Origin of the sequence: Oleisolibacter albus, assembly GCF_003336875.1 — a bacterium.
GTDB lineage: Bacteria > Pseudomonadota > Alphaproteobacteria > Azospirillales > Azospirillaceae > Niveispirillum > Niveispirillum album.
Window position 1 is genome coordinate 475,968 of sequence record NZ_QGNJ01000001.1, and the last position, 17,377, is coordinate 493,344.

The window sequence follows — 17,377 nt, forward strand, 5'->3', positions numbered from 1 at the left end:
GGCTGGTTCCCTGCGGCGGCGGATCAGGCGCCGGCCCCATCGACACCGTCGATGAAGCGGCGGGTCCGCGCCCGCGCCTCGTCGTCGGTGAACTGGCGCGGCGGCGATTTCATGAAATAGCTGCTCGGCCCCTCCAGCGCGCCGGCAAGGCCGCGGTCCAGGGCCAGCTTGATGCAGCGGACGGCATCGATGACGACACCCGCGGAATTGGGACTGTCCCAGACCTCCAGCTTGAGTTCCAGGTTCAGCGGCACGTCGCCGAAGGTCGTGCCCTCCATACGGATGTAGCACCATTTGCGGTCCGTCAGCCACGGCACGTAATCGCTGGGTCCCACATGGGCGTCTTCCGGCGGCAGCGGCGCGTCCATCTGGCTGGTCACGGCGCGGGTCTTGGAGATCTTCTTCGATTCCAGCCGGTCGCGCTCCAGCATGTTCAAAAAGTCGCTGTTGCCGCCGAAATTCAGCTGGTAGGTGTGATCCAGCCGGACGCCGCGCTCGCGGAACAGGTTGGTCAGCACCCGGTGGACGATGGTGGCACCCACCTGGGACTTGATGTCGTCGCCGATCAGCGGCAGCCCCCGCGCCTCGAAGCGCTGCCGCCAGTCGGGACGGCTGGCGATGAAGACGGGAATGCAATTGACGAAGCCGCAGCCGGCCGCCAGCGCCTGTTCGGCATAGAACGCACTGGCCTGCTGCGATCCCACCGGCAGATAGGACACCAGCACATCGGCCCGGCTGTCCCGCAGCACCCGGGCCACATCGCACGCCGTCTCCTCGCTCTCGGCCACGGTCTGACGCAGATAGGTGCCGAGACCGTCCAGAGTCGGCCCGCGCAGGACCCGCACGCCGGTCGGCGGCGGCATGGCGAAACGCCTGGTGTTGTTGGGCGCGGCGAAGATGGCCTCGGCCAGATCAAGCCCCACCTTGGCCGCGGCCACGTCGAAGGCGGCGACGATCTCCACATCGCGCACATGATAACCGCCCAGCGTCACATGCATCAGGCCGGGCACGGCCACCGCATCGTCGGCATCGCGGTAGTAATGGATGCCCTGCACCAGCGACGAGGCGCAGTTACCGACGCCGACCAATGCCACCCGGACCTTGCGTTCCGCCACGTTCCGCCCCCTTGACGCCGGGATGTCCCCCGCAGGTTCCAGAACAGAACGTCCGCCTTTCCGGCTTGTTCCAACTTACCTTCGATCGGGCCGGAGGCCGGCCCCGGCACGTCCCCGATACGCCATCATCCGGCCGGCGCGCGTCTGCCCGGAATTCCAGACAGGGCGGGCACCGCCCAGATCAGCCATTCATCCGCTATAGCAATCATAGCAAATGACGGAAGTACAAGAGGGGTAGAGTCCCAATATCATGCAGGCGGAATGCCGGCCTTCACTTACCGTCACACGATCAGACAACACCGTTCCGACAGATCATCCGGGACTGCCCATGGCGCAGCCTGTCCCCGGACGGTGGCACGGGACGATCGGAGGCCGTCATGCAAGCGGTGGACTGGCAGCCCGGGCTGGATTATGGCACGGGCTATGACAATGTACGGGGAGACGCCAAACAACCCGCCGTCGTCGGCGCGCACAGGCCCATCGAGGGCGCAGCGGGACAGCAGGGCGACTTCGCCTTCGTTAACATCAACTCGGAAAGCGACTTCGACCAGGCCACTGATATCGACGTGAAGATCGGCGGCGGTTTCGGCCTGTTCAGCGGCAGCGCCAAGTTCAAATTCAAGGAACGCTGCAAGGTGTCCAGCCAGGCCACCTTCTGCGTGGTGCGGGTCAGTGCGCTGAACGCCTATGAAGGGCTGGTCGAGCCGAAACTGGCGCCCGATGCCTGGGATCTGCTGAACACCGGCAACAGCAAACGCTTCCGGGAGCGGTTCGGCGACCTGTTCGTTAGCGGCCTGTTCATCGGTGTCGAATTCTATGGCGTGGTCCGCATCGAGGCCATGCGCGTGGAGCGGCAGAAGGAGATCGCCTCCTCCGTCGAGGCCAGCTACGGCATGTTCGCCAGCGGCGAGGCCAATGTCAGCTTCAAGGAAAGCATGTCCAGCGCCGAGCACAAGATCGAGATCTTCGTCTATCAGAAGGGCGGCAGCATCGAGATCTGCAAGGGCATCCCCGACCTGTTCCGGCTGGCCACCAATGCGCTGAACGAGGGCCGCGGCGGCCGCGGCTATCCGTTCGCGGTGACACTGGACCCGTACAACGAGCTGAAGCTCCCCAATGACGACGCCTCCTTCGTGCAGATCGAGGCGGCCCGCCGCAATCTGGCCCGCCTGTCCGACCATATGCGGGCGTTGCAGAGGATGCAGAACGACATCGACTTCGCCCTGCGCAACCAGGCCTGGTTCAAGGATCTGGACATCCCGACGCTGAATACCGTCAACGACCAGATCTCCGCCGAACTCAACCGCATCGTCGAGCAGGCCGACATCTGTTCGCGCGACTTCGAAGCCTGCAAGGATTACAGCCCGGATTATCCGCAGATGCCCGCCCTGGTCCGGCTGGAGGGTGCGCCCCCCGCCCCGCCGCCGCGGCAGACACCGCCGGTGGAACAGGCCGGCGGGCTGGGCCGGTGGAAGAAGGCCATCCTGGTCGATCGTATCAGAAGCACCCAGATCCATCGCATACAACGGGTCGGAGGCTGATCATGGGCGGCACGGCAGACACCGCGATCAGCGCGACCAAGCTGCTCTGGGACGTGGTCAAGGACGGCATGAAGGTGAACGAAGGGACGGCGGTCAATGTGCTTCCGGCCGGCCTGTCGGTGCGCGACATCCCGGACTGGCAGGGGCCTGTGACCCTGTCCGAATTCTATTCGGAGCTGTCCTTCCTGTTCGAGAGCGAGATCATCGACTTCACCCTGGCCGTGTCCTGGCTCTACAACGGCACCTATATCGGCAACTTCCATCTGACGGCGGACGGTTCGGTGCAGATTCTGTCCAGCCTGAACGTCTCCATGGAGACGGGGGACGCCTACCCGGATGCCGACGGCGTGTTCCAGTTGCCCTACAGCATCCATCTGCACGCCTGGAACCTGACCGGAGGCAACAAGCGGACCACCATCCGGGCCATTGCCCGCGGCGATGGCGGCGGCATGAGCCTGGGCTGACAATTCGAGAAGGACCGCCCGACGCGGTGACGGGTGGGTGCCGGTCACCGCGTCGGCCGCAACTGTCTGTCCAGCGCCGGTCAGGGTGCGGCGTGGCCGCCATCGCGCAGCGGCACGAAGGGCATGCCGGCCAGGTCCATGGCCTGGTTGATCATCTCGTCGCTTTTCTGATCGAACAGCTGCATCAGCAGATCGTCGATGGCCCGCTCCTCGATATGGCCGCACTCCTTGTAGACACGGCCCAGCACCGCCACCTGGAAGTCGCGGCGGCGTTCCTCCTCGCCATGGAAGCCCATGTCGCGCGCCACGGCCAGGGCCGAGCGGAAGGGCGGCAGGATCAATGTCGACAGCCGCGCCTTCTCGAACAGGGCGCGCAGGGGCAATTGTCCGGTATCGGCCAGCAGCGCCCGCACCGCCTCGGTGGTGGTGCCGGCCCGGACGGCGAGACCGGCGGTGAACAGGCCGAGATCGCCACCGCACAGCGCCCGGAACAACAGCGACGGGGTCAGCCGGCCGTTGATCTGGAGATGCAGCGCCAGCAATTCGTGGTCGCTGTCCTGCCGCGCCAGCGGATGCAGCATCAGCATGGTGGCGGATTCCCGCCCCTGCCCCACCAGTTCCCCCACCACCGGCGCCGTCAGATGGTAGCGCTCGATCAGGGTGTGGCGGATCTCCTCCGACACCTGGTGGATCAGCTTCTCCACCACCGTCAGCGGCAGATGCGGACGCCGCGCCAGCGGCTCGGCCACCAGCGGCACGTCGCCATAGCGGTCCGCAACCTTCTCCAGCGTCGGCGGCTGGATCTCCGCCCCCTGATTCCGCAGCAGGGTGCCGATGGCCACGAGATTGGCACTCTCGACAATAGCATCGGACACGGCGGGAGAGAGCGTTTCGCGGCCGGCGATGGCCACCTGCTTCTGCCCATCACGCTGGGCGATGACCGACAGCAGCAGATCATCGGCCAGCCGGCGGGCATGGCGCAGCACCGGGAACGCCACCGAGGCCACGTCATGGGCCAGCCGGCGGGCCATATCCTCGGACAGCAGCGGACTGTTGTAGATCTGCCAGGCCACGGCTTCCCGCACCGCCAGTTCGGCATCGCGGGCGAAGCGCACCAGCACGTCGCGGGCCAGATCGGCCCCGCGGCCGTCCAGCCGCCCGGTCTCCAGCTCGGCCACCACCTTGCGCATGGTGTCGATCCGCGCCTCGGCGGAGCGGTCACTGCTGAGCCGGGCCACGTCGTCGAGCGTCAGATTGTCATCAGCGGGCATGTTCGCTCCCTGGGGGCTGGCCCCGTTATCGCGGTCCTGCGGGCAAGGCTGCGGCCGCCGGTGATCAGTCGAAATCCAAGGCATCGTAGCGGATGACATCGGTCCAGGTCCGCTCCAGCCGCCGCAGGGTGCGGTAGGTGGCTTCCACCTCCTGCGCGTCGCCGTCGCTGCGCACCAGCCCGTCGATATGGGCCGTCTCCACCCGGCGCAGTTCCAGGCACAGCTCCTGGCCCCGCGGCGACAGGCGCAGGCGGGCGGCCCGACGGTCGCGCTGGCTCTGGGCCCGGTCGACATAACCGGCCTCGACCAGATGCTTGAGGTTGTAGGAGGCGTTGGAGCCGAGATAATAGCCGCGCTGGATGAGATCGCGTACCGACAGCTCCTCGGTGCCGATGGTCATCATCATCAAGGCCTGCACCGGACTGATATCCTCCACATTCAGCCGGGCCAGTTCGATCCGGATGACGTCGAGGAAACGCCGGTGCAGGCGCTCCACCAGCCGCGCCATGTCATGATACGGGCGTCCGGGCGACGCCCGATCCTCCCCCGCGACGTCGCCATCCGCGGCCATCGCCGTTCCATCCATGTCCACGCCTCTCTTTCAGCAAAACACTTCGAATTTCGAAGCGAATTTCAACAAAATACTCCGCAACACAAGAATACGAACCCGATCGACGTAATAGCCGATCCTGTCTCTTTTTTGAAAGTGATAATGGGTAATTATCGTGACAAAGACAAGGCCGCGTCCTGATCGGCTTTACACCGTCATTTTCACCTTTTGGTGGTCGATCCTAAAAATCTACTTTCGCGAACACGACACCATAGGATGGAGACAAAGAAAAAGGGTCCGCTCGGCCGAGCGGACCCTTGGTGGTGGAAGCGATGAAGCGGCCCGCCCCCAGGCGGCTCCTGCGATGCGGGTGCGGGCAATATCCGGAGGCACAGAACAGCGGTCTCTGCCGGCCGCCGACGGCCCGGTTGCGCGGCGGCGGCCATCGGCGCGCCGTCCGAGCGATTCCGCACATCACCGGCGTGCCGGGCGCAGGACCGCACCGTTCGGGCGAGTTGCCCGCGGCGTGCGTCCCGTGCTCAGGCCCGGGGCGCTGTGTCCGTCGTCTTGCTGTCGGCGGCCAGAGGCGGCGGCGGCTCGCCCTCATCCTTCAGGCCCTTGCGGAAGGCCTGAACACCCTTGGCCAGGTCGCCCATGGCGCGGGGCAGCTTGCCCGGTCCGAAGACGATCAGCACGATGCCGAGAACAATGATCCAATGCCAGATGCTGAGGCTGCCCAACGCACATCTCCTGGAAAGTCGGCAGCCGGTCGCGGACGACGGCCGGTCGGCTGCGCGGCAGCGGCCCAGCGGGCCGCGATCCCATCCCCTGCCGCTTATAGCGCACCGGACTGTGGGAGGGCGACAGCGAAATCGGCACAGAGGTCAGGACTGGCCCCGGAGCTCAAATTTGACCATGTACCGCCGCAGCGGCTGGTCGGTGGGAACCACCGTGACATCACTGGGCGCATAACGCAGCCCGGCGACAAAGCGGAGCGCCGAATGCTCGAACAGCCCGGCCGGATCGGCATCGATAATCCGCAGATCCTGCGTCGCTCCATCGGGGCCGACGCGAAACTCCACAACGACACGGCCTTCCCGACGTAAACGCAAGGCCCGTTCAGGATAAACGAGCCGCGGACGATAGGTCGGTTCCAAGTCGGTCAATGGAAGGGGTCCCGAAGTGACGTCCCGGGGTGGCGCTGCACCACCCCGGACCCTGGTCTTCTTACGGCTTCACATTCATGGACAGCAGCCACAGACGGGCGAGGTCGGCCGTGCCATCGGCACCCTTGACCGCCCGGAAGGACTGCTCGGCCTTGGCCTTGTTGCCGGCAGCGGCGTAGTAGGTGGCCAGACGCAGCTTGGCATCCTCGGGGTTCTTCAGACCGCCCTTGGCGAGGCCCTGCTCCATCATCTTGATGGCCTTGTCATACTGACCATAGCCGGCATAGGCCTCGGCCAGACGCACCAGCGGGCCGCCTTCCTTCTTGCCGCCGGCTTCGGCCGCGGTGGCATCGATGGACTTGCGGTCCTCGGCCACGTTGCGGGCGACCAGATCCTTCAGGCGCTTGTGCCGCTCAGCCTCGCCACCCTGACCCAGGAGGCCAACGGCATAGCCCTTGTTGACCACGGCCTCGGCCTCGCCGGGCGCCCCCTGCTGCAGCGCCAGCTGGGCATATTCCATATAGTCGTTGGCCGTGTTCAGCAGGTCCAGCTTGGACTGCAGGCGATAGACATCGATGGCCAGACGGTCACCACGGAAGCCCGGCTTCTTCTGGGCCCGCACCAGCAGGTCCTGCCAGTAATCCTTCTTGGGATAGTAAACCGCCAGCTTCTCGACCGCCTCCACATAGGTGGCATTGTCGTTGCCCTTCAGGCCGACATTGGCCAGCAGCTGCAGATCGCGCTCGTCCGGCTTCTTGCCGGCCTTCTCGGCCGCAGCGATCTGGGCGCGGACATCCTTGCCCACGGCGGCCATGTCGCCGCCCAGGAACTGGGCCTGGGTCATGACATCGCGCATCTGCGGGTCATTGCCGCCGGCCTTGAAATAGCGGTCCAGCAGGGCGATGGCGCGCTTGAAATCCTCGGGCTTCTTCGACGCGGCGGCCGCATTGTAGGCGCCGCCGGCCAGGGCCTGGAGATACTGGATCTGCTGCTGCTGCGGCAGACGGCCGCTCTGTTCCAGCTCGCCCAGGGCCTTCTCGGCCACGGCGCTGTTGCCCGAGCCGTAGGCGGCGATGAAGCGCAGCTGCTCCAGCACGAAATTCTCATAGGCCGTCTTGTCGGCGACCTTGTCGGCTTCGCCGATCTTGGCCAGCGCTTCCTTGAACTTCTTCTGGCCGACCAGGGCCTGCGCTTCCTGCAGCGGCTTGCCCACCTCCGGACGGACGGTATCGCCGGTCGGCGCGGATTTCTCCTCCGTCTTCTCCTTCTCCCGGGAAGCAGCACCGGCGCGCTGCGCATAGGCATCCGTCGGCATCAGGGCGGTCAGGCTGCTCAACGCAACGGCGGAACCCAGAAGGGCGGCGGTGAAAAGTCGGGTGCGGGTCATCGTCCTGTCTCAACGTCTGGCCGCGGGCACCGGCGGCTAAGGCTTGGACCGCGGGCACCGAGCGACAGGGGTTGGAAGCGGGCCTGGCGGCCCGGCGGGCTTGTCAGAGTCCCCTGAAAAAGGGGCGAAAGGATGGAGAGGGCGCCGCCCGGGGACGGCGCCCCATCCGTCGTACCATCAGTCGGCGAACTGCTCGTTGCCGATCATGGCGATCTTGTTCAGGCCGAGGCGCTGCGCCGTCGCCAGCACCGCCGCCACATGCTTGTACTCGACCAGCTTGTTCGGACGCAGATGCACCTCCGGCGTCTCCGCCTGGGCCGCTGCCTCCCGCATCCGCTGCTCCATGTCCTGGCGGCCGGCGATGGTCTCGCCGTTCCAGTACACGGTGCCGTCGAAGTCGACATCCAGCTTGATCACCTGCGGCTCGACATCGGTCGGCGGCGGCGGCTGGTTGCTGACGGGCATGTCCAGCTTCACGGCGTGCGTCTGGATGGGGATGGTGATGATCAGCATCACCAGCAGCACCAGCAGCACGTCGATCAGCGGTGTGGTGTTCATCACCGGCGGAACTTCGCCTTCCTCGTGACCACCACCACCAACACTCATACCCATGGGTTTGATCTCCTCTCAAGACCCCGAAGGGTGCCGCCCTTACTGCGGGGCGGCGACCCCCATGGGCGGCTCTGTAATGAAGCCGATCTTGAAGATGCTGGCCTGCTGCGCCTTGAACACCACGCGGCCGATGGCCTCGTACTTGGCATTCCGGTCACCACGGATGTGGATCTCGGGCTGCGGCTCCAGCACCGCGATCTCCTTCATCTTCTCGAACAGGGCGTTGTAGTCGGCCACCTGCGCCGCGTTCCAGTACAGGTTGCCGTCCCGGTCGACCGCGATCGTGATGTTCTCCGGCTTCGTCACCGTCGGCACGTTGCGCTCCAGGGGGAGCTGAACGGGCACCGTATGAATCGCAACCGGGATCGTGATCAGGAAGATGATGAGGAGAACGAGCATCACGTCGACGAGGGGTGTCGTGTTGATTTCCGACACGACCTCGTCTTCGCCCTCAGCGGGGCCGACGCTCATTCCCATGCTCAGGCGCTCCGCGCCACGTTGGCGCTGTTCTTGTGACCGGCGATCAGCAGGCCATGCAGGTCAGCGGCGAAGTTGCGGACCTTGTCCATGGCGCCCTTGTTGCGGCGGGTCAGCCAGTTGTAGGCCAGCACCGCCGGCACGGCGACCAGCAGACCGATGGCGGTCATGATCAGCGCTTCACCGACCGGGCCGGCGACCTTGTCGATCGAGGCCTGACCGGAGATGCCGATGGACACCAGGGCGTGATAGATGCCCCACACGGTACCGAACAGACCGATGAAGGGAGCGGTCGAACCCACGGTGGCCAGGAAGGCCAGGCCGCCCTGCAGGCGAGAATTGACGGCATCGACCGAGCGCTGCAGCGACAGCGACACCCAGCTGTTCAGGTCGATGGCATCGGTCATCGAGCCGTCATGGTGCTGGATGGCGCGCAGGCCGTCCTCGGCGATCATGCGGAAGGTGTTGTTCTCCTTCAGCTTGGCCGCGCCGTCTTCCAGGCTGCCGGCATTCCAGAAGTTGCGCTCGGCGGCCTTGGCCTGGCCCATCAGCATGCTCTGCTCGATCAGCTTGGTGACCAGGATGTACCAGGTGCCGGCCGACATGATGGCCATGGCGATCAGGGTGCCCTTCGACACGAAGTCGCCGTGCTCGATGATGGCGTTCAGGCCGTAGGGGTTCTCGACCACTTCAGTGGTGGCCGCAGCCTCACCGACGCCGGTCTCGGCCGGAGCGGGCGTCTCGGCCGGGGCGGCAGCCGGAGCGGTGGCGGCCGGATCGGTGGTGGCCGGGGCGGCAGCCGGAGCGGTCGGCTGGGCGGCCGGATCGGTGGCCTGCTGGGCAATAGCGGGCGCCGCGGAGAGGGCGACGATCGCGGCGACGGCGGCCAGACGGCCGGCGGCGGAGAAGAAGCTCTTCATCTTAGTCTGTTCCATACCTTCGTTTGGTCGCGGACGGTAGCCGTCCCCGTGGCTTAGCGGGCGTCTTCGAGACGGAAGGGAATCGGAATGCGGACACTCAGCCAACCAGGAGCGGGCGTCCCCCCCTCTTTGTCCGGCGTGCATTTCCACCGCCCCCGCTTCGCCATGCTCACTGCGGAGTTGTCGAGGCGTTCATGTCCGGAGGATTTCTCCACACGGGCATCGCTGATCCTGCCATCCTCATTGCAGAAGGCGACGAGGACGACCGTTCCCTCCTCCTCCAGCCGGATCGACTGGGTCGGATATTCGGGCCGGTTCTTCAGGATCGAGTTGCGATCGACACCACCACCCGAACGGGCGGGCGGCGCGGGCGGACCCGGCGGCGCCGGCGGCGCGAAGGTCTCGGACCTCTGGATCGGCGCCGTCGTCGTCACCTGCGTGGGCGGGTTCTGCTGCGGCGGCGGGTTCTGGATCTTGATCTGCGGCGGCGGCAGCGCGGGCGGCGGCGGCGGCGTGTTCAGATCTGGCGGCGGCGGCGGCGGCGGGGGAAGATCATCCGGCTGCTGCGGGGTGTCTTCGACCGTCTCGACCACGATGTTCTTCGTGACTTCCTTCACGATATCGCGGGCAAGGCCGGTCAGCAGAGCGTAAATCAGCCCGACATGCAGGAGGATGACAAACCCGATGCCGACCAAGCGCCCGGTCATGGGCGGCTTCGGCCGCCGATAAGGCGTTTGATGGGACAGATAAGACATCGGTCGGTTGCTCGGTCCACGAGATGAGGCATCCGCCAGTCCCGCCCGGCCCGTTCAGGCTTCTTCGTGGCCCGACAGGGTTGGCTGGAAAACTGGACCCGCATCCCCGGCCCGCAGGGACGGGCGGAAAAGTCGGGTGTCGGATGTCGGATGCCGAGGCCAGTCCCGCCCTGCGGGGCGAAGCAATGGCCGGTTTCAGGGAGAGTGGGAGCATCGGCCCGCACGCGGGCGGACACCCCCGGACGTCAGGCCGCCATCAGCGGCGGGCCCGTTGGGCACCGCCCCGCCTCCCGATACGCCTCTTCCGGGGTCAATCCGATCCGGAGCGCACGGGCGACCTGGCTGCCCCGCAGCGGCAGCGCAAAAACCAAGGCGATGGCGACAATGACCAGGGTGGTGATCGCATTCGGCGTGTCGCCGGCGGCATCCTGGTCCGACTTGGCGGGGCCTGAAGCCCGCCCACTGGACAGGTCGGCAGCGCGGGCTGCAATCCGCGCGGCCGGAGGAACCTCACCGGATTGTCCGGCGAGCATGGAGGGGACGAGAGCCTGTTCCAGCACCGATGCAAGATGGCTCCGGGGAACGATCATTCCCAGGGTCAGCATCGAACAGAACAGAAGTGCGAGGAGCTTTCCGCCCCAACGCTGGTGCATCTCGCAGTCGCCTCCAATCAGGCCGTTGACCGGCACTGGGGCGACACTCGCACAAGCCCTCGCCCAAGACAATGCCTTTAAGGCAGGTCTCAGGGCCGCTGACGCGCAGTTTCCGCATAAGCGCTCAAGCGCCGCACATAAGCCGACAGATCATAACCCGCAGCACCCGCGGATTGTAATATCGCATCCACACCGCCGCGACCGGACTTGGCCTCGGCCAGCGCCCAGAGCACACACGAGCGTGTGCCGCTCCGGCAATGGGCCAGGATCGGCCCCTGATTCCCCGACAGGAGCTGGTCGAAGGCATCAACCGCCGCCTCATCCATCCCGGCCGTGGTGACAGGCAGGAATCGATAGTCCAGACCGGCGGCGCGGGCGGCCTCGGCCGCATCGGCTGCGGGCAGCTGGCCGGGTTCTTCCCCATCGGGACGGTTGTTGATCAGACGGGTGAAACCGCGACCGGCAATCTCATCGATATCGGCCGCATCGATCTGCGGTGCCACGGCAACGCGATCCGTGATCCAGCGGATGTCCAGAACCATGGAACTCACCCCTGCTGCTGCGTGGGAGGAGCATGGACCTTACGGACTTTCCGCGGCGCATTGAAGCCATTGCAACATGAGAATTGCAGCACAGAGCCGTACCGCACTCCGGCTGCGCCGGGCGACCGGTTGCGACATCCCCGTCACAACCGATCGCACGTCAGCCCATCCTGGTCCTCCCGGTCACGCCATCAGGCGGCGCCTGTAGCCGGTCCTTTGGGAATCTGTCCGGGGATTTCCGATGCCGCCGGAAGATTCTCTGTGTTTTTTCGTCGTGTTTTTTCGTCGTCGTCACAACACGGGCCGCATTCCGGAGCACATCCGGGCCGGTGCGACCGGGCCGGCTCAGCCGGCGATGCGCAGACCTTCGCGTTCGCGCACCGGCGCCTGCTGCGGCATGGCCTGCTCGTTGGCGCGGGCACGGATGCGCAGCTTCAGCAGCACGTCCAGGAACTGCTCGCGCTCCTCGGCGGTGAGATCGGCCAGGATGACGTCGTTCAGCGACTGGCGCTGCGGCTGCAGCCGGCGCAGCAGCGCCAGGCCCTGGGGGCTGACCGACAGCAGCTTGCGGCGGCGGTCCTGGGGATCATCGTCCTGACGGATCAGGCCCTTGCGGATCAGCTCCGTCACGGTGGCGCTGATATGCGGGCGCGACAGGCCGCGGGCGGCCGCGATCTCGGAGGAGAAGATGCTCCCCCCCATGCGGGTGCCGTCCTGGAAGTTGGCGTCGCCGGCCACATTCAGCAGCACGGTCCATTGCGGCGCGGTCAGGCCAGCCTGCTCCAGCATGGCTTCGCTGTGGCGGGAGATGGCATTGGCGAGATCGACCAAGCACAGGGCGATGGCATCTTCGGGACGGAAACGGAAAGCGGTGTCTGGCATAATCAAAAACCTCGGTCGGCGGGATGGTTGCGCAGGAAGGCGGATGGTTGCGCTACCCTGTTCTGGTTTTGGCGGCCGAGCATTGACGAGGATCAATACAGTTCCCGCATCAAACTATCGCACCCCACCGAACTGACTGGCGGGCGTCAGTGTTGCCCGTAAGAAGCAATCGGCGGCGAGGGAGGCAGCGGAAACCCTATGTTCCACCTGACTTTTCTTGGCACGGGGGCCACGGTCCCTTCGGCGGAGCGGGGCGTTTCGGCCCTGCTGGTCGAGCAGGAGGCCCGCCGTTTCCTGGTGGATTGCGGCGAGGGCACCTTGCGCCAAATCCGCGCAGCGCATCTGGGGCTGCGGCGTTTGGACCGCATCCTGTTCACCCACGGGCATCTGGATCACATCCTGGGACTGGCCAGTCTCGCCGGGACCCTGGATCTCTGGGGCCAGGGCCACCGGCTCTGCCTGCATGGCGGCGCCGATGCGCTGAAGACCGCCCGAATTCTCCTGGACCAGGTGGTCTGGCCGCACGGGCATCCCGGACTCGCCGTGGATTACGTCCCCCTGGCCCCGGGCTGTATCCAGCAGCAGGACGGGTTGCGCCTGTCGGCCTTCCCCGTCCGCCACCATGACACCGACAGTTTCGGCTTCCTGTTCGAGGAGGAGCCGCACCGTCCGCTGGATCCGGAGCGGATGGAGGCGTTGGGAATCACTGAAGGCGGGCAGCGGCAGAAACTGGCGCGGGGGGACAGCATCCGTCTGCCGGACGGACGCAGGCTGGACCGTGACAGCGTGCTGGGTCCGCCGGAACCCGGCGCCCGGCTGGCCGTCATCGGCGATTGCGAATCGGTCTCATCCCTGACCGAGGTGGTGCGCGGCGTCGATCTGCTGGTGATCGAAGCCACCTATCGCAGCGCCGATGCCGATCTGGCCCGCCAGCGCGGGCACCTGACCATCGCTGACGCCACCACCCTGGCCCGAGAGGCCGGCGTACGCCAGCTGGTGCTGACGCACCAGTCCGACCGGTATGATCCGGATGCGGTTCTGGCCGAGGCGCGCAGCCTGTTCCCCCCGGTGCGAATCGCCCGCGATTTCGACCGGATCGAGGTCCGTGCCGGCGCCTGAGCCGGGGCGCCTCAGCCGCGCCGCGCCGCCCAGGCCGCGGTCAGCCGGCGGTTGCTCTCCACATCGGCGGGGAAATCCATCTCCCCCCAGTCCAGCCCCTCGATGGAGACCGTGCCGACATAGCCGGCGCCGGAGGCACCGGCCTCCTCCTTGGCGATGGTGTCGATGACCGACAGATACCAGCGCCGCAACCCCTCCGGCGTGCGCAGGGTGCGCTCCACCTCGGCACAGAAGCGGCGGCCGCCTTCGGCGGAGAAACGCAGGAAACCGATGGACTCGCCGGTGACGATGTCCAGCGGCAGGGTCTTGCCGATGCTGCGCAGGCGGCCTTCGGAGTCGGTCTGCACCTTCATGTCGTCGGCGTCATAACCGTCCTTGCGGTCGATGGTCACCGTGATCGGGGCCGTGGCCCGGGTCAGCAGACGCTCGGCGATGGCCGGCTCGAACAGGGTATCGCCGTTGAGAATCAGGAACTCGCCCTGCATCTCATGCCGGGCCACCCAGCAGCTGGCCGTGTTGTCGGCCAGGGCAAAGAAGGGATTGTACAGCGTCCGCGTGCGGATACCGGGAACAGCCATGGCGGCCAGGGCCGCCTCCACCGTGTCGGCCCGGAATCCCGTGACCACCACCGCCTCGGCAACGCCGCAGGCGGCAAGCCCGCGGATCTGCCATTCCAGCAGCGAGGCTCCGGACAGGTCGATCAGGCATTTCGGGCGCTCGGCCGTGAGCGGAAGCAGGCGTTTGCCCTGACCGGCGCTGAGGATGATGGCTTTCACAGGCGGAGTGCTCCAGAAGACAGCCCCCTTGGGCCGTCAGGCGATACGGACGACGCTCTCCCATCGGGAAGATGGCCACACAATGGGGATCGGGCGGCAACTCCGCAAGCCGGTCGCATGCGACGGTCCGTTGCGCCCGCCGCAACGGCTGTCACCCGACGCAGGCCGCCGCACGCCCCCGCCTCCCTTGCCGGACAGGGGCGGAGAGAAGGCGCAGAGCGACAGGCGTACATCGCAGAGCAATCGACAGTTGCAGACAATTGCATGTTGAGCCACTCTGGCGGCGCAACCACTTTCGGGAGTACCCACTCATGGACCCGTATCTGGGCCAAGTCCTCTACGTCGCCTTCCCCTACGCCCCGTCCGGCTGGGCCGTCTGCGACGGGCAGGTCCTGCCGATTGCAAGCAACCAGGCGCTGTACGCCCTGCTGGGCAACCGGTTCGGCGGCGATGGCCGCACCACCTTCGGCCTGCCGAAGCTGACCGCGGCGGCCACCACGCCCACCGGTCTGCTGCCGGTGATCGCCGTCAGCGGCATCTTCCCGCCGCGGCCCTGATCGTCCTCACCGTGTCGGCATGGTGGTGCGCTTGGCCACCGTGCGCAGGGTGAAGCTGCTGCGCACCCGGGCCACACCGGGCAACCGGGTCAGGGTCTGGGTGTGCAGACGCTCGTAATCGCCGCCATCGGCCACGACGACGCGAAGCATGTAATCGCTGTCGCCGGCCATGAGGTAGCATTCCATCACCTCCGGGCATTCCATCACCCGCGCCTCGAAGGCGCGCAGATCCTGCTCCTGCTGCCGGTCCAGCGTGATCTGCACGAAGACGCTGGTCCCGCGGCCCAGCGCCAGCGGATTGAGCAGCGCAACATAGCCTTCCACCACCCCTTCTTCCTCCAGCCGCCGCAGGCGGCGGTGGCAGGCGCTGGGGGACAGGCCGACGGCATCGGCCAGGTCGGCATTGGAGATGCGGCCATCGGCCTGGATGATCTCCAGGATGCGGTGGTCGAGCGAGTCCAGGTCGATTTTGCGCATCGCAGCAACAGGTAGCGAAGAAACTTCGACGGTCCGGCGTTTTCACGCACGAAGCTTCGAAAGAGGGGCACAGACCAACCCCTGTTTGCAAGGACATTCGCAGCCCGCCAGCCTTACTGTTGCGGTACCATCCGGACAGGGAGAAACCAATGCTTGTCGGCGTGCCGAAGGAAATCAAGAATCACGAGTACCGTGTCGGCCTGACCCCGGGCAATGTGCGCCAGCTGACCGCCCACGGGCACCAGGTGCTGGTCCAGGCCAGCGCCGGCACGGCCATCGGCCTGACCGACGCCGAATATGCCGCCGCCGGCGCCACGCTGGTGGACTCCGCCGCCGAGATCTTCGCCAAGGCGGAGATGATCGTGAAGGTCAAGGAGCCGCAGCCGGAGGAATGCCGCATGCTGCGCCCCGGCCAGATCCTGTTCACCTATCTGCATCTGGCCCCCGATCCCGAGCAGACCAAGCTGCTGCAGGCCTCCGGCGCCATCTGCATCGCCTATGAGACGGTGACCGACCGCAATGGCGGCCTGCCGCTGCTGGCGCCGATGTCGGAAGTGGCCGGCCGCATGTCGATCCAGGCCGGCGCCCACTGCCTGGAGAAGTCCTATGGCGGCATCGGCATCCTGCTGGGCGGCGTGCCCGGCACCCCGCCGGCCAAGGTCGCCATCATCGGCGGCGGCGTCGTCGGCACCAATGCCGCCCGCATGGCCATCGGCCTGGAAGCCTATGTCACCGTGCTGGACAAGAGCCTGGACCGGCTGCGCGCCCTGGATCTGCAGTTCGGCCGCCGCCTGAACACCGTCTACGCCAATGTGGACACCATCGAGCAGGCCGTGCTGGAGGCCGATCTGGTGATCGGCGCCGTGCTGGTGCCGGGTGCCGAGGCGCCGAAGGTGGTCAGCCGCGAGCTGGTGGCCCGCATGAAGAAGGGCTCGGTGCTGGTGGATGTGGCCATCGACCAGGGCGGCTGCTTCGAGACCTCCCATGCCACCACCCATGACAACCCCACCTATGTGGTGGACGGCGTCATCCATTACTGCGTGGCCAACATGCCCGGTGCGGTGGCCCGCACCAGCACCTTCGCCCTTAACAACGCCACGGCCCCCTTCACCCTGGCGCTGGCCGACAAGGGCTGGCAGCAGGCGCTGGCCGAGGATGTGCATCTGCGCAACGGTCTCAACGTCTTCCGCGGCCAGCTGACCCACCCCGGCATCGCCCATCTGGGCCCGGTGGTGACGCCGGAGTCGGTGCTGGGTCTCTGATCCGGCCCGGCCAGCCCGGACTCGCAAAGGCCCGTCCCGGTCGGGGCGGGCCTTTCGCATGTGGAGCGGTCCGGCGCTACCGCGACAGCAGGCGTTCCGCCAGTTCCAGGTCGGCCGCCTTGTCCACATCGACCGCGGCCAGCCCCTGGGGCATCTCCACCACGGCGGCGCGGGCACCGGTCAGCCGGCCCAGCCGCCGCAGCGCCGCGGCCAGCGTCAGCCGTCCCAGCAGGAAGCGCAGCACCGCCAGCGGCCCCAGCAGCCGGATCATGCGCAAGGGGTGCTTGCGCTGGGCCTCCACCTGCCGCCAGATCTCCACGGCGCCCCGGGCGGCCGGTGTGCGGAAGGCGAACAGATTGCAGCCGGAGAAATGGCCGTCGGCGAAGCGCAGATAGGTGCGCTGGGTGTCCGGCACCGCCGCCTGCACCACCTCCGACCGGGCCAGACCGGCACAGACGTCGGCATCGGCCGGCAGATGATTGAGGAAATACTGCACCCAGTCCGGCTGCAGCAGCGCATGGTCGGCGGTGGTGACGAACAGCGGCGTGCCCAGCGCCTCCAGCGCCGCGGCGACGCTGCGGCTGGGGCTGCCCTCCGCCGCCAGCAGGCGCAGCCGCCCGCCGGCCAGCAGCAGGCCCAGCTCGGGATGATCCCGCACCAGTTCCGGCCGTTCGATGGAAATGGCGATGGTGCCGATCTCCGGCACCGCCACCAGGGCCCGCACCACACGCACCAGCATGGGAATACCCGCCACCGGCACGAAGGCCTTGTGGCTGACGCCGCCGAGCTTGGCCACGGGGTCTTCCGGCCCCCGCGACCCCGCCAGCACCAGACAGGGAATGGACACGATG

General features: G+C 66.8%; 21 protein-coding genes. 5 read left to right on the forward strand and 16 right to left on the reverse strand.

Features of this window, described 5'->3' with window-relative positions:
* Positions 1–23: 23 nt before the first annotated feature.
* Positions 24–1,115, reverse strand: coding sequence for an inositol-3-phosphate synthase (locus DK368_RS02250; protein WP_114391906.1), 1,092 nt, complete (start codon positions 1,113–1,115; stop codon positions 24–26).
* Positions 1,116–1,492: 377 nt separating this feature from the next.
* Here DK368_RS02250 and DK368_RS02255 point away from each other — a divergent pair, with 377 nt between their 5' ends.
* Both DK368_RS02255 and DK368_RS02260 read left to right on the forward strand, forming a co-directional pair.
* Entirely contained in the window at positions 1,493–2,656 is a 1,164-nt protein-coding gene (locus DK368_RS02255; protein WP_114391907.1) for a hypothetical protein, read from the forward strand.
* A 2-nt stretch (positions 2,657–2,658) separates the two neighbouring features.
* Complete coding sequence (locus DK368_RS02260) at positions 2,659–3,120, forward strand: hypothetical protein (RefSeq protein ID WP_114391908.1); 462 nt, start codon at positions 2,659–2,661, stop codon at positions 3,118–3,120.
* An 80-nt stretch (positions 3,121–3,200) separates the two neighbouring features.
* Here DK368_RS02260 and DK368_RS02265 read toward each other — a convergent pair whose 3' ends face one another.
* From DK368_RS02265 to DK368_RS02320, 12 genes are all read right to left on the reverse strand, one after another.
* On the reverse strand, positions 3,201–4,391 hold the full coding sequence (locus tag DK368_RS02265) for a DUF2336 domain-containing protein (RefSeq protein WP_114391909.1): 1,191 nt from the start codon (positions 4,389–4,391) through the stop codon (positions 3,201–3,203).
* Between the two features lie 64 nt (positions 4,392–4,455).
* A complete protein-coding gene (locus tag DK368_RS02270; protein WP_114391910.1) occupies positions 4,456–4,962 on the reverse strand; it encodes a MarR family transcriptional regulator in 507 nt (168 codons plus the stop codon).
* A gap of 518 nt (positions 4,963–5,480) precedes the next feature.
* Positions 5,481–5,681 (reverse strand): twin-arginine translocase TatA/TatE family subunit, encoded by a 201-nt coding sequence (locus DK368_RS02275; RefSeq protein ID WP_114391911.1) that lies wholly within the window; start codon positions 5,679–5,681, stop codon positions 5,481–5,483.
* Positions 5,682–5,825: 144 nt separating this feature from the next.
* Entirely contained in the window at positions 5,826–6,107 is a 282-nt protein-coding gene (locus DK368_RS02280) for an energy transducer TonB (RefSeq protein ID WP_114391912.1), read from the reverse strand.
* Positions 6,108–6,168: 61 nt separating this feature from the next.
* Positions 6,169–7,494, reverse strand: coding sequence for a hypothetical protein (locus DK368_RS02285; RefSeq protein WP_114391913.1), 1,326 nt, complete (start codon positions 7,492–7,494; stop codon positions 6,169–6,171).
* A gap of 177 nt (positions 7,495–7,671) precedes the next feature.
* Positions 7,672–8,106, reverse strand: a complete 435-nt coding sequence (locus DK368_RS02290) for an ExbD/TolR family protein (protein WP_114391914.1) — start codon at positions 8,104–8,106, stop codon at positions 7,672–7,674.
* A gap of 39 nt (positions 8,107–8,145) precedes the next feature.
* Complete coding sequence (locus tag DK368_RS02295; protein WP_420818884.1) at positions 8,146–8,577, reverse strand: ExbD/TolR family protein; 432 nt, start codon at positions 8,575–8,577, stop codon at positions 8,146–8,148.
* Between the two features lie 8 nt (positions 8,578–8,585).
* Positions 8,586–9,518, reverse strand: a complete 933-nt coding sequence (locus DK368_RS02300) for a MotA/TolQ/ExbB proton channel family protein (RefSeq protein WP_114391916.1) — start codon at positions 9,516–9,518, stop codon at positions 8,586–8,588.
* Positions 9,519–9,556: 38 nt separating this feature from the next.
* Complete coding sequence (locus DK368_RS22205) at positions 9,557–10,258, reverse strand: energy transducer TonB (protein ID WP_114391917.1); 702 nt, start codon at positions 10,256–10,258, stop codon at positions 9,557–9,559.
* A gap of 245 nt (positions 10,259–10,503) precedes the next feature.
* A complete protein-coding gene (locus DK368_RS02310) occupies positions 10,504–10,911 on the reverse strand; it encodes a hypothetical protein (protein ID WP_114391918.1) in 408 nt (135 codons plus the stop codon).
* Positions 10,912–11,000: 89 nt separating this feature from the next.
* Positions 11,001–11,453: a protein tyrosine phosphatase family protein gene (locus DK368_RS02315; protein WP_114391919.1), complete on the reverse strand. Its 453-nt coding sequence runs from the start codon at positions 11,451–11,453 to the stop codon at positions 11,001–11,003.
* Positions 11,454–11,798: 345 nt separating this feature from the next.
* Positions 11,799–12,335 (reverse strand): MarR family winged helix-turn-helix transcriptional regulator, encoded by a 537-nt coding sequence (locus tag DK368_RS02320; RefSeq protein WP_114391920.1) that lies wholly within the window; start codon positions 12,333–12,335, stop codon positions 11,799–11,801.
* A gap of 198 nt (positions 12,336–12,533) precedes the next feature.
* Between DK368_RS02320 and DK368_RS02325 the strand changes: the two genes are divergently transcribed.
* The gene (locus tag DK368_RS02325; RefSeq protein WP_114391921.1) at positions 12,534–13,454 is read left to right on the forward strand and encodes an MBL fold metallo-hydrolase; all 921 of its coding nucleotides are present in this window, start codon (positions 12,534–12,536) and stop codon (positions 13,452–13,454) included.
* 11 nt (positions 13,455–13,465) lie between these two features.
* On the opposite strand, the gene DK368_RS02330 is transcribed toward DK368_RS02325, so the two are convergent.
* Positions 13,466–14,230 (reverse strand): phosphocholine cytidylyltransferase family protein, encoded by a 765-nt coding sequence (locus DK368_RS02330; RefSeq protein ID WP_114391922.1) that lies wholly within the window; start codon positions 14,228–14,230, stop codon positions 13,466–13,468.
* Between the two features lie 311 nt (positions 14,231–14,541).
* On the opposite strand from DK368_RS02330, the gene DK368_RS02335 reads away from it, so the two are divergent.
* Positions 14,542–14,787, forward strand: coding sequence for a phage tail protein (locus DK368_RS02335; RefSeq protein ID WP_114391923.1), 246 nt, complete (start codon positions 14,542–14,544; stop codon positions 14,785–14,787).
* A 6-nt stretch (positions 14,788–14,793) separates the two neighbouring features.
* On the opposite strand, the gene DK368_RS02340 is transcribed toward DK368_RS02335, so the two are convergent.
* Entirely contained in the window at positions 14,794–15,264 is a 471-nt protein-coding gene (locus DK368_RS02340) for an Lrp/AsnC family transcriptional regulator (RefSeq protein WP_114391924.1), read from the reverse strand.
* A gap of 149 nt (positions 15,265–15,413) precedes the next feature.
* On the opposite strand from DK368_RS02340, the gene ald reads away from it, so the two are divergent.
* Positions 15,414–16,526 carry an alanine dehydrogenase gene (gene ald / locus DK368_RS02345; protein WP_114391925.1) on the forward strand — a complete coding sequence of 371 codons (1,113 nt, stop codon included), beginning with the start codon at positions 15,414–15,416 and terminating at the stop codon, positions 16,524–16,526.
* A gap of 76 nt (positions 16,527–16,602) precedes the next feature.
* Here the strand turns inward: ald and DK368_RS02350 are convergent, their stop codons facing one another.
* On the reverse strand, positions 16,603–17,373 hold the full coding sequence (locus DK368_RS02350; protein ID WP_114391926.1) for an NTP transferase domain-containing protein: 771 nt from the start codon (positions 17,371–17,373) through the stop codon (positions 16,603–16,605).
* Positions 17,374–17,377: the final 4 nt, after the last annotated feature.

Bases quoted from the DNA above. Each gene is read 5' to 3' on its own strand.
- DK368_RS02340 (WP_114391924.1), bottom strand. From the start codon at position 15,264: ATGCGCAAAATCGACCTGGACTCGCTCGACCACCGCATCCTGGAGATC.
- DK368_RS02310 (WP_114391918.1), bottom strand. From the start codon at position 10,911: ATGCACCAGCGTTGGGGCGGAAAGCTCCTCGCACTTCTGTTCTGTTCG.
- DK368_RS02295 (WP_420818884.1), bottom strand. From the start codon at position 8,577: ATGAGCGTCGGCCCCGCTGAGGGCGAAGACGAGGTCGTGTCGGAAATC.
- DK368_RS02325 (WP_114391921.1), top strand. From the start codon at position 12,534: ATGTTCCACCTGACTTTTCTTGGCACGGGGGCCACGGTCCCTTCGGCG.
- DK368_RS22205 (WP_114391917.1), bottom strand. From the start codon at position 10,258: ATGTCTTATCTGTCCCATCAAACGCCTTATCGGCGGCCGAAGCCGCCC.
- DK368_RS02265 (WP_114391909.1), bottom strand. From the start codon at position 4,391: ATGCCCGCTGATGACAATCTGACGCTCGACGACGTGGCCCGGCTCAGC.
- DK368_RS02320 (WP_114391920.1), bottom strand. From the start codon at position 12,335: ATGCCAGACACCGCTTTCCGTTTCCGTCCCGAAGATGCCATCGCCCTG.
- DK368_RS02270 (WP_114391910.1), bottom strand. From the start codon at position 4,962: ATGGCCGCGGATGGCGACGTCGCGGGGGAGGATCGGGCGTCGCCCGGA.
- DK368_RS02290 (WP_114391914.1), bottom strand. From the start codon at position 8,106: ATGGGTATGAGTGTTGGTGGTGGTGGTCACGAGGAAGGCGAAGTTCCG.
- DK368_RS02335 (WP_114391923.1), top strand. From the start codon at position 14,542: ATGGACCCGTATCTGGGCCAAGTCCTCTACGTCGCCTTCCCCTACGCC.
- DK368_RS02300 (WP_114391916.1), bottom strand. From the start codon at position 9,518: ATGGAACAGACTAAGATGAAGAGCTTCTTCTCCGCCGCCGGCCGTCTG.
- DK368_RS02315 (WP_114391919.1), bottom strand. From the start codon at position 11,453: ATGGTTCTGGACATCCGCTGGATCACGGATCGCGTTGCCGTGGCACCG.
- ald (WP_114391925.1), top strand. From the start codon at position 15,414: ATGCTTGTCGGCGTGCCGAAGGAAATCAAGAATCACGAGTACCGTGTC.
- DK368_RS02260 (WP_114391908.1), top strand. From the start codon at position 2,659: ATGGGCGGCACGGCAGACACCGCGATCAGCGCGACCAAGCTGCTCTGG.
- DK368_RS02285 (WP_114391913.1), bottom strand. From the start codon at position 7,494: ATGACCCGCACCCGACTTTTCACCGCCGCCCTTCTGGGTTCCGCCGTT.
- DK368_RS02255 (WP_114391907.1), top strand. From the start codon at position 1,493: ATGCAAGCGGTGGACTGGCAGCCCGGGCTGGATTATGGCACGGGCTAT.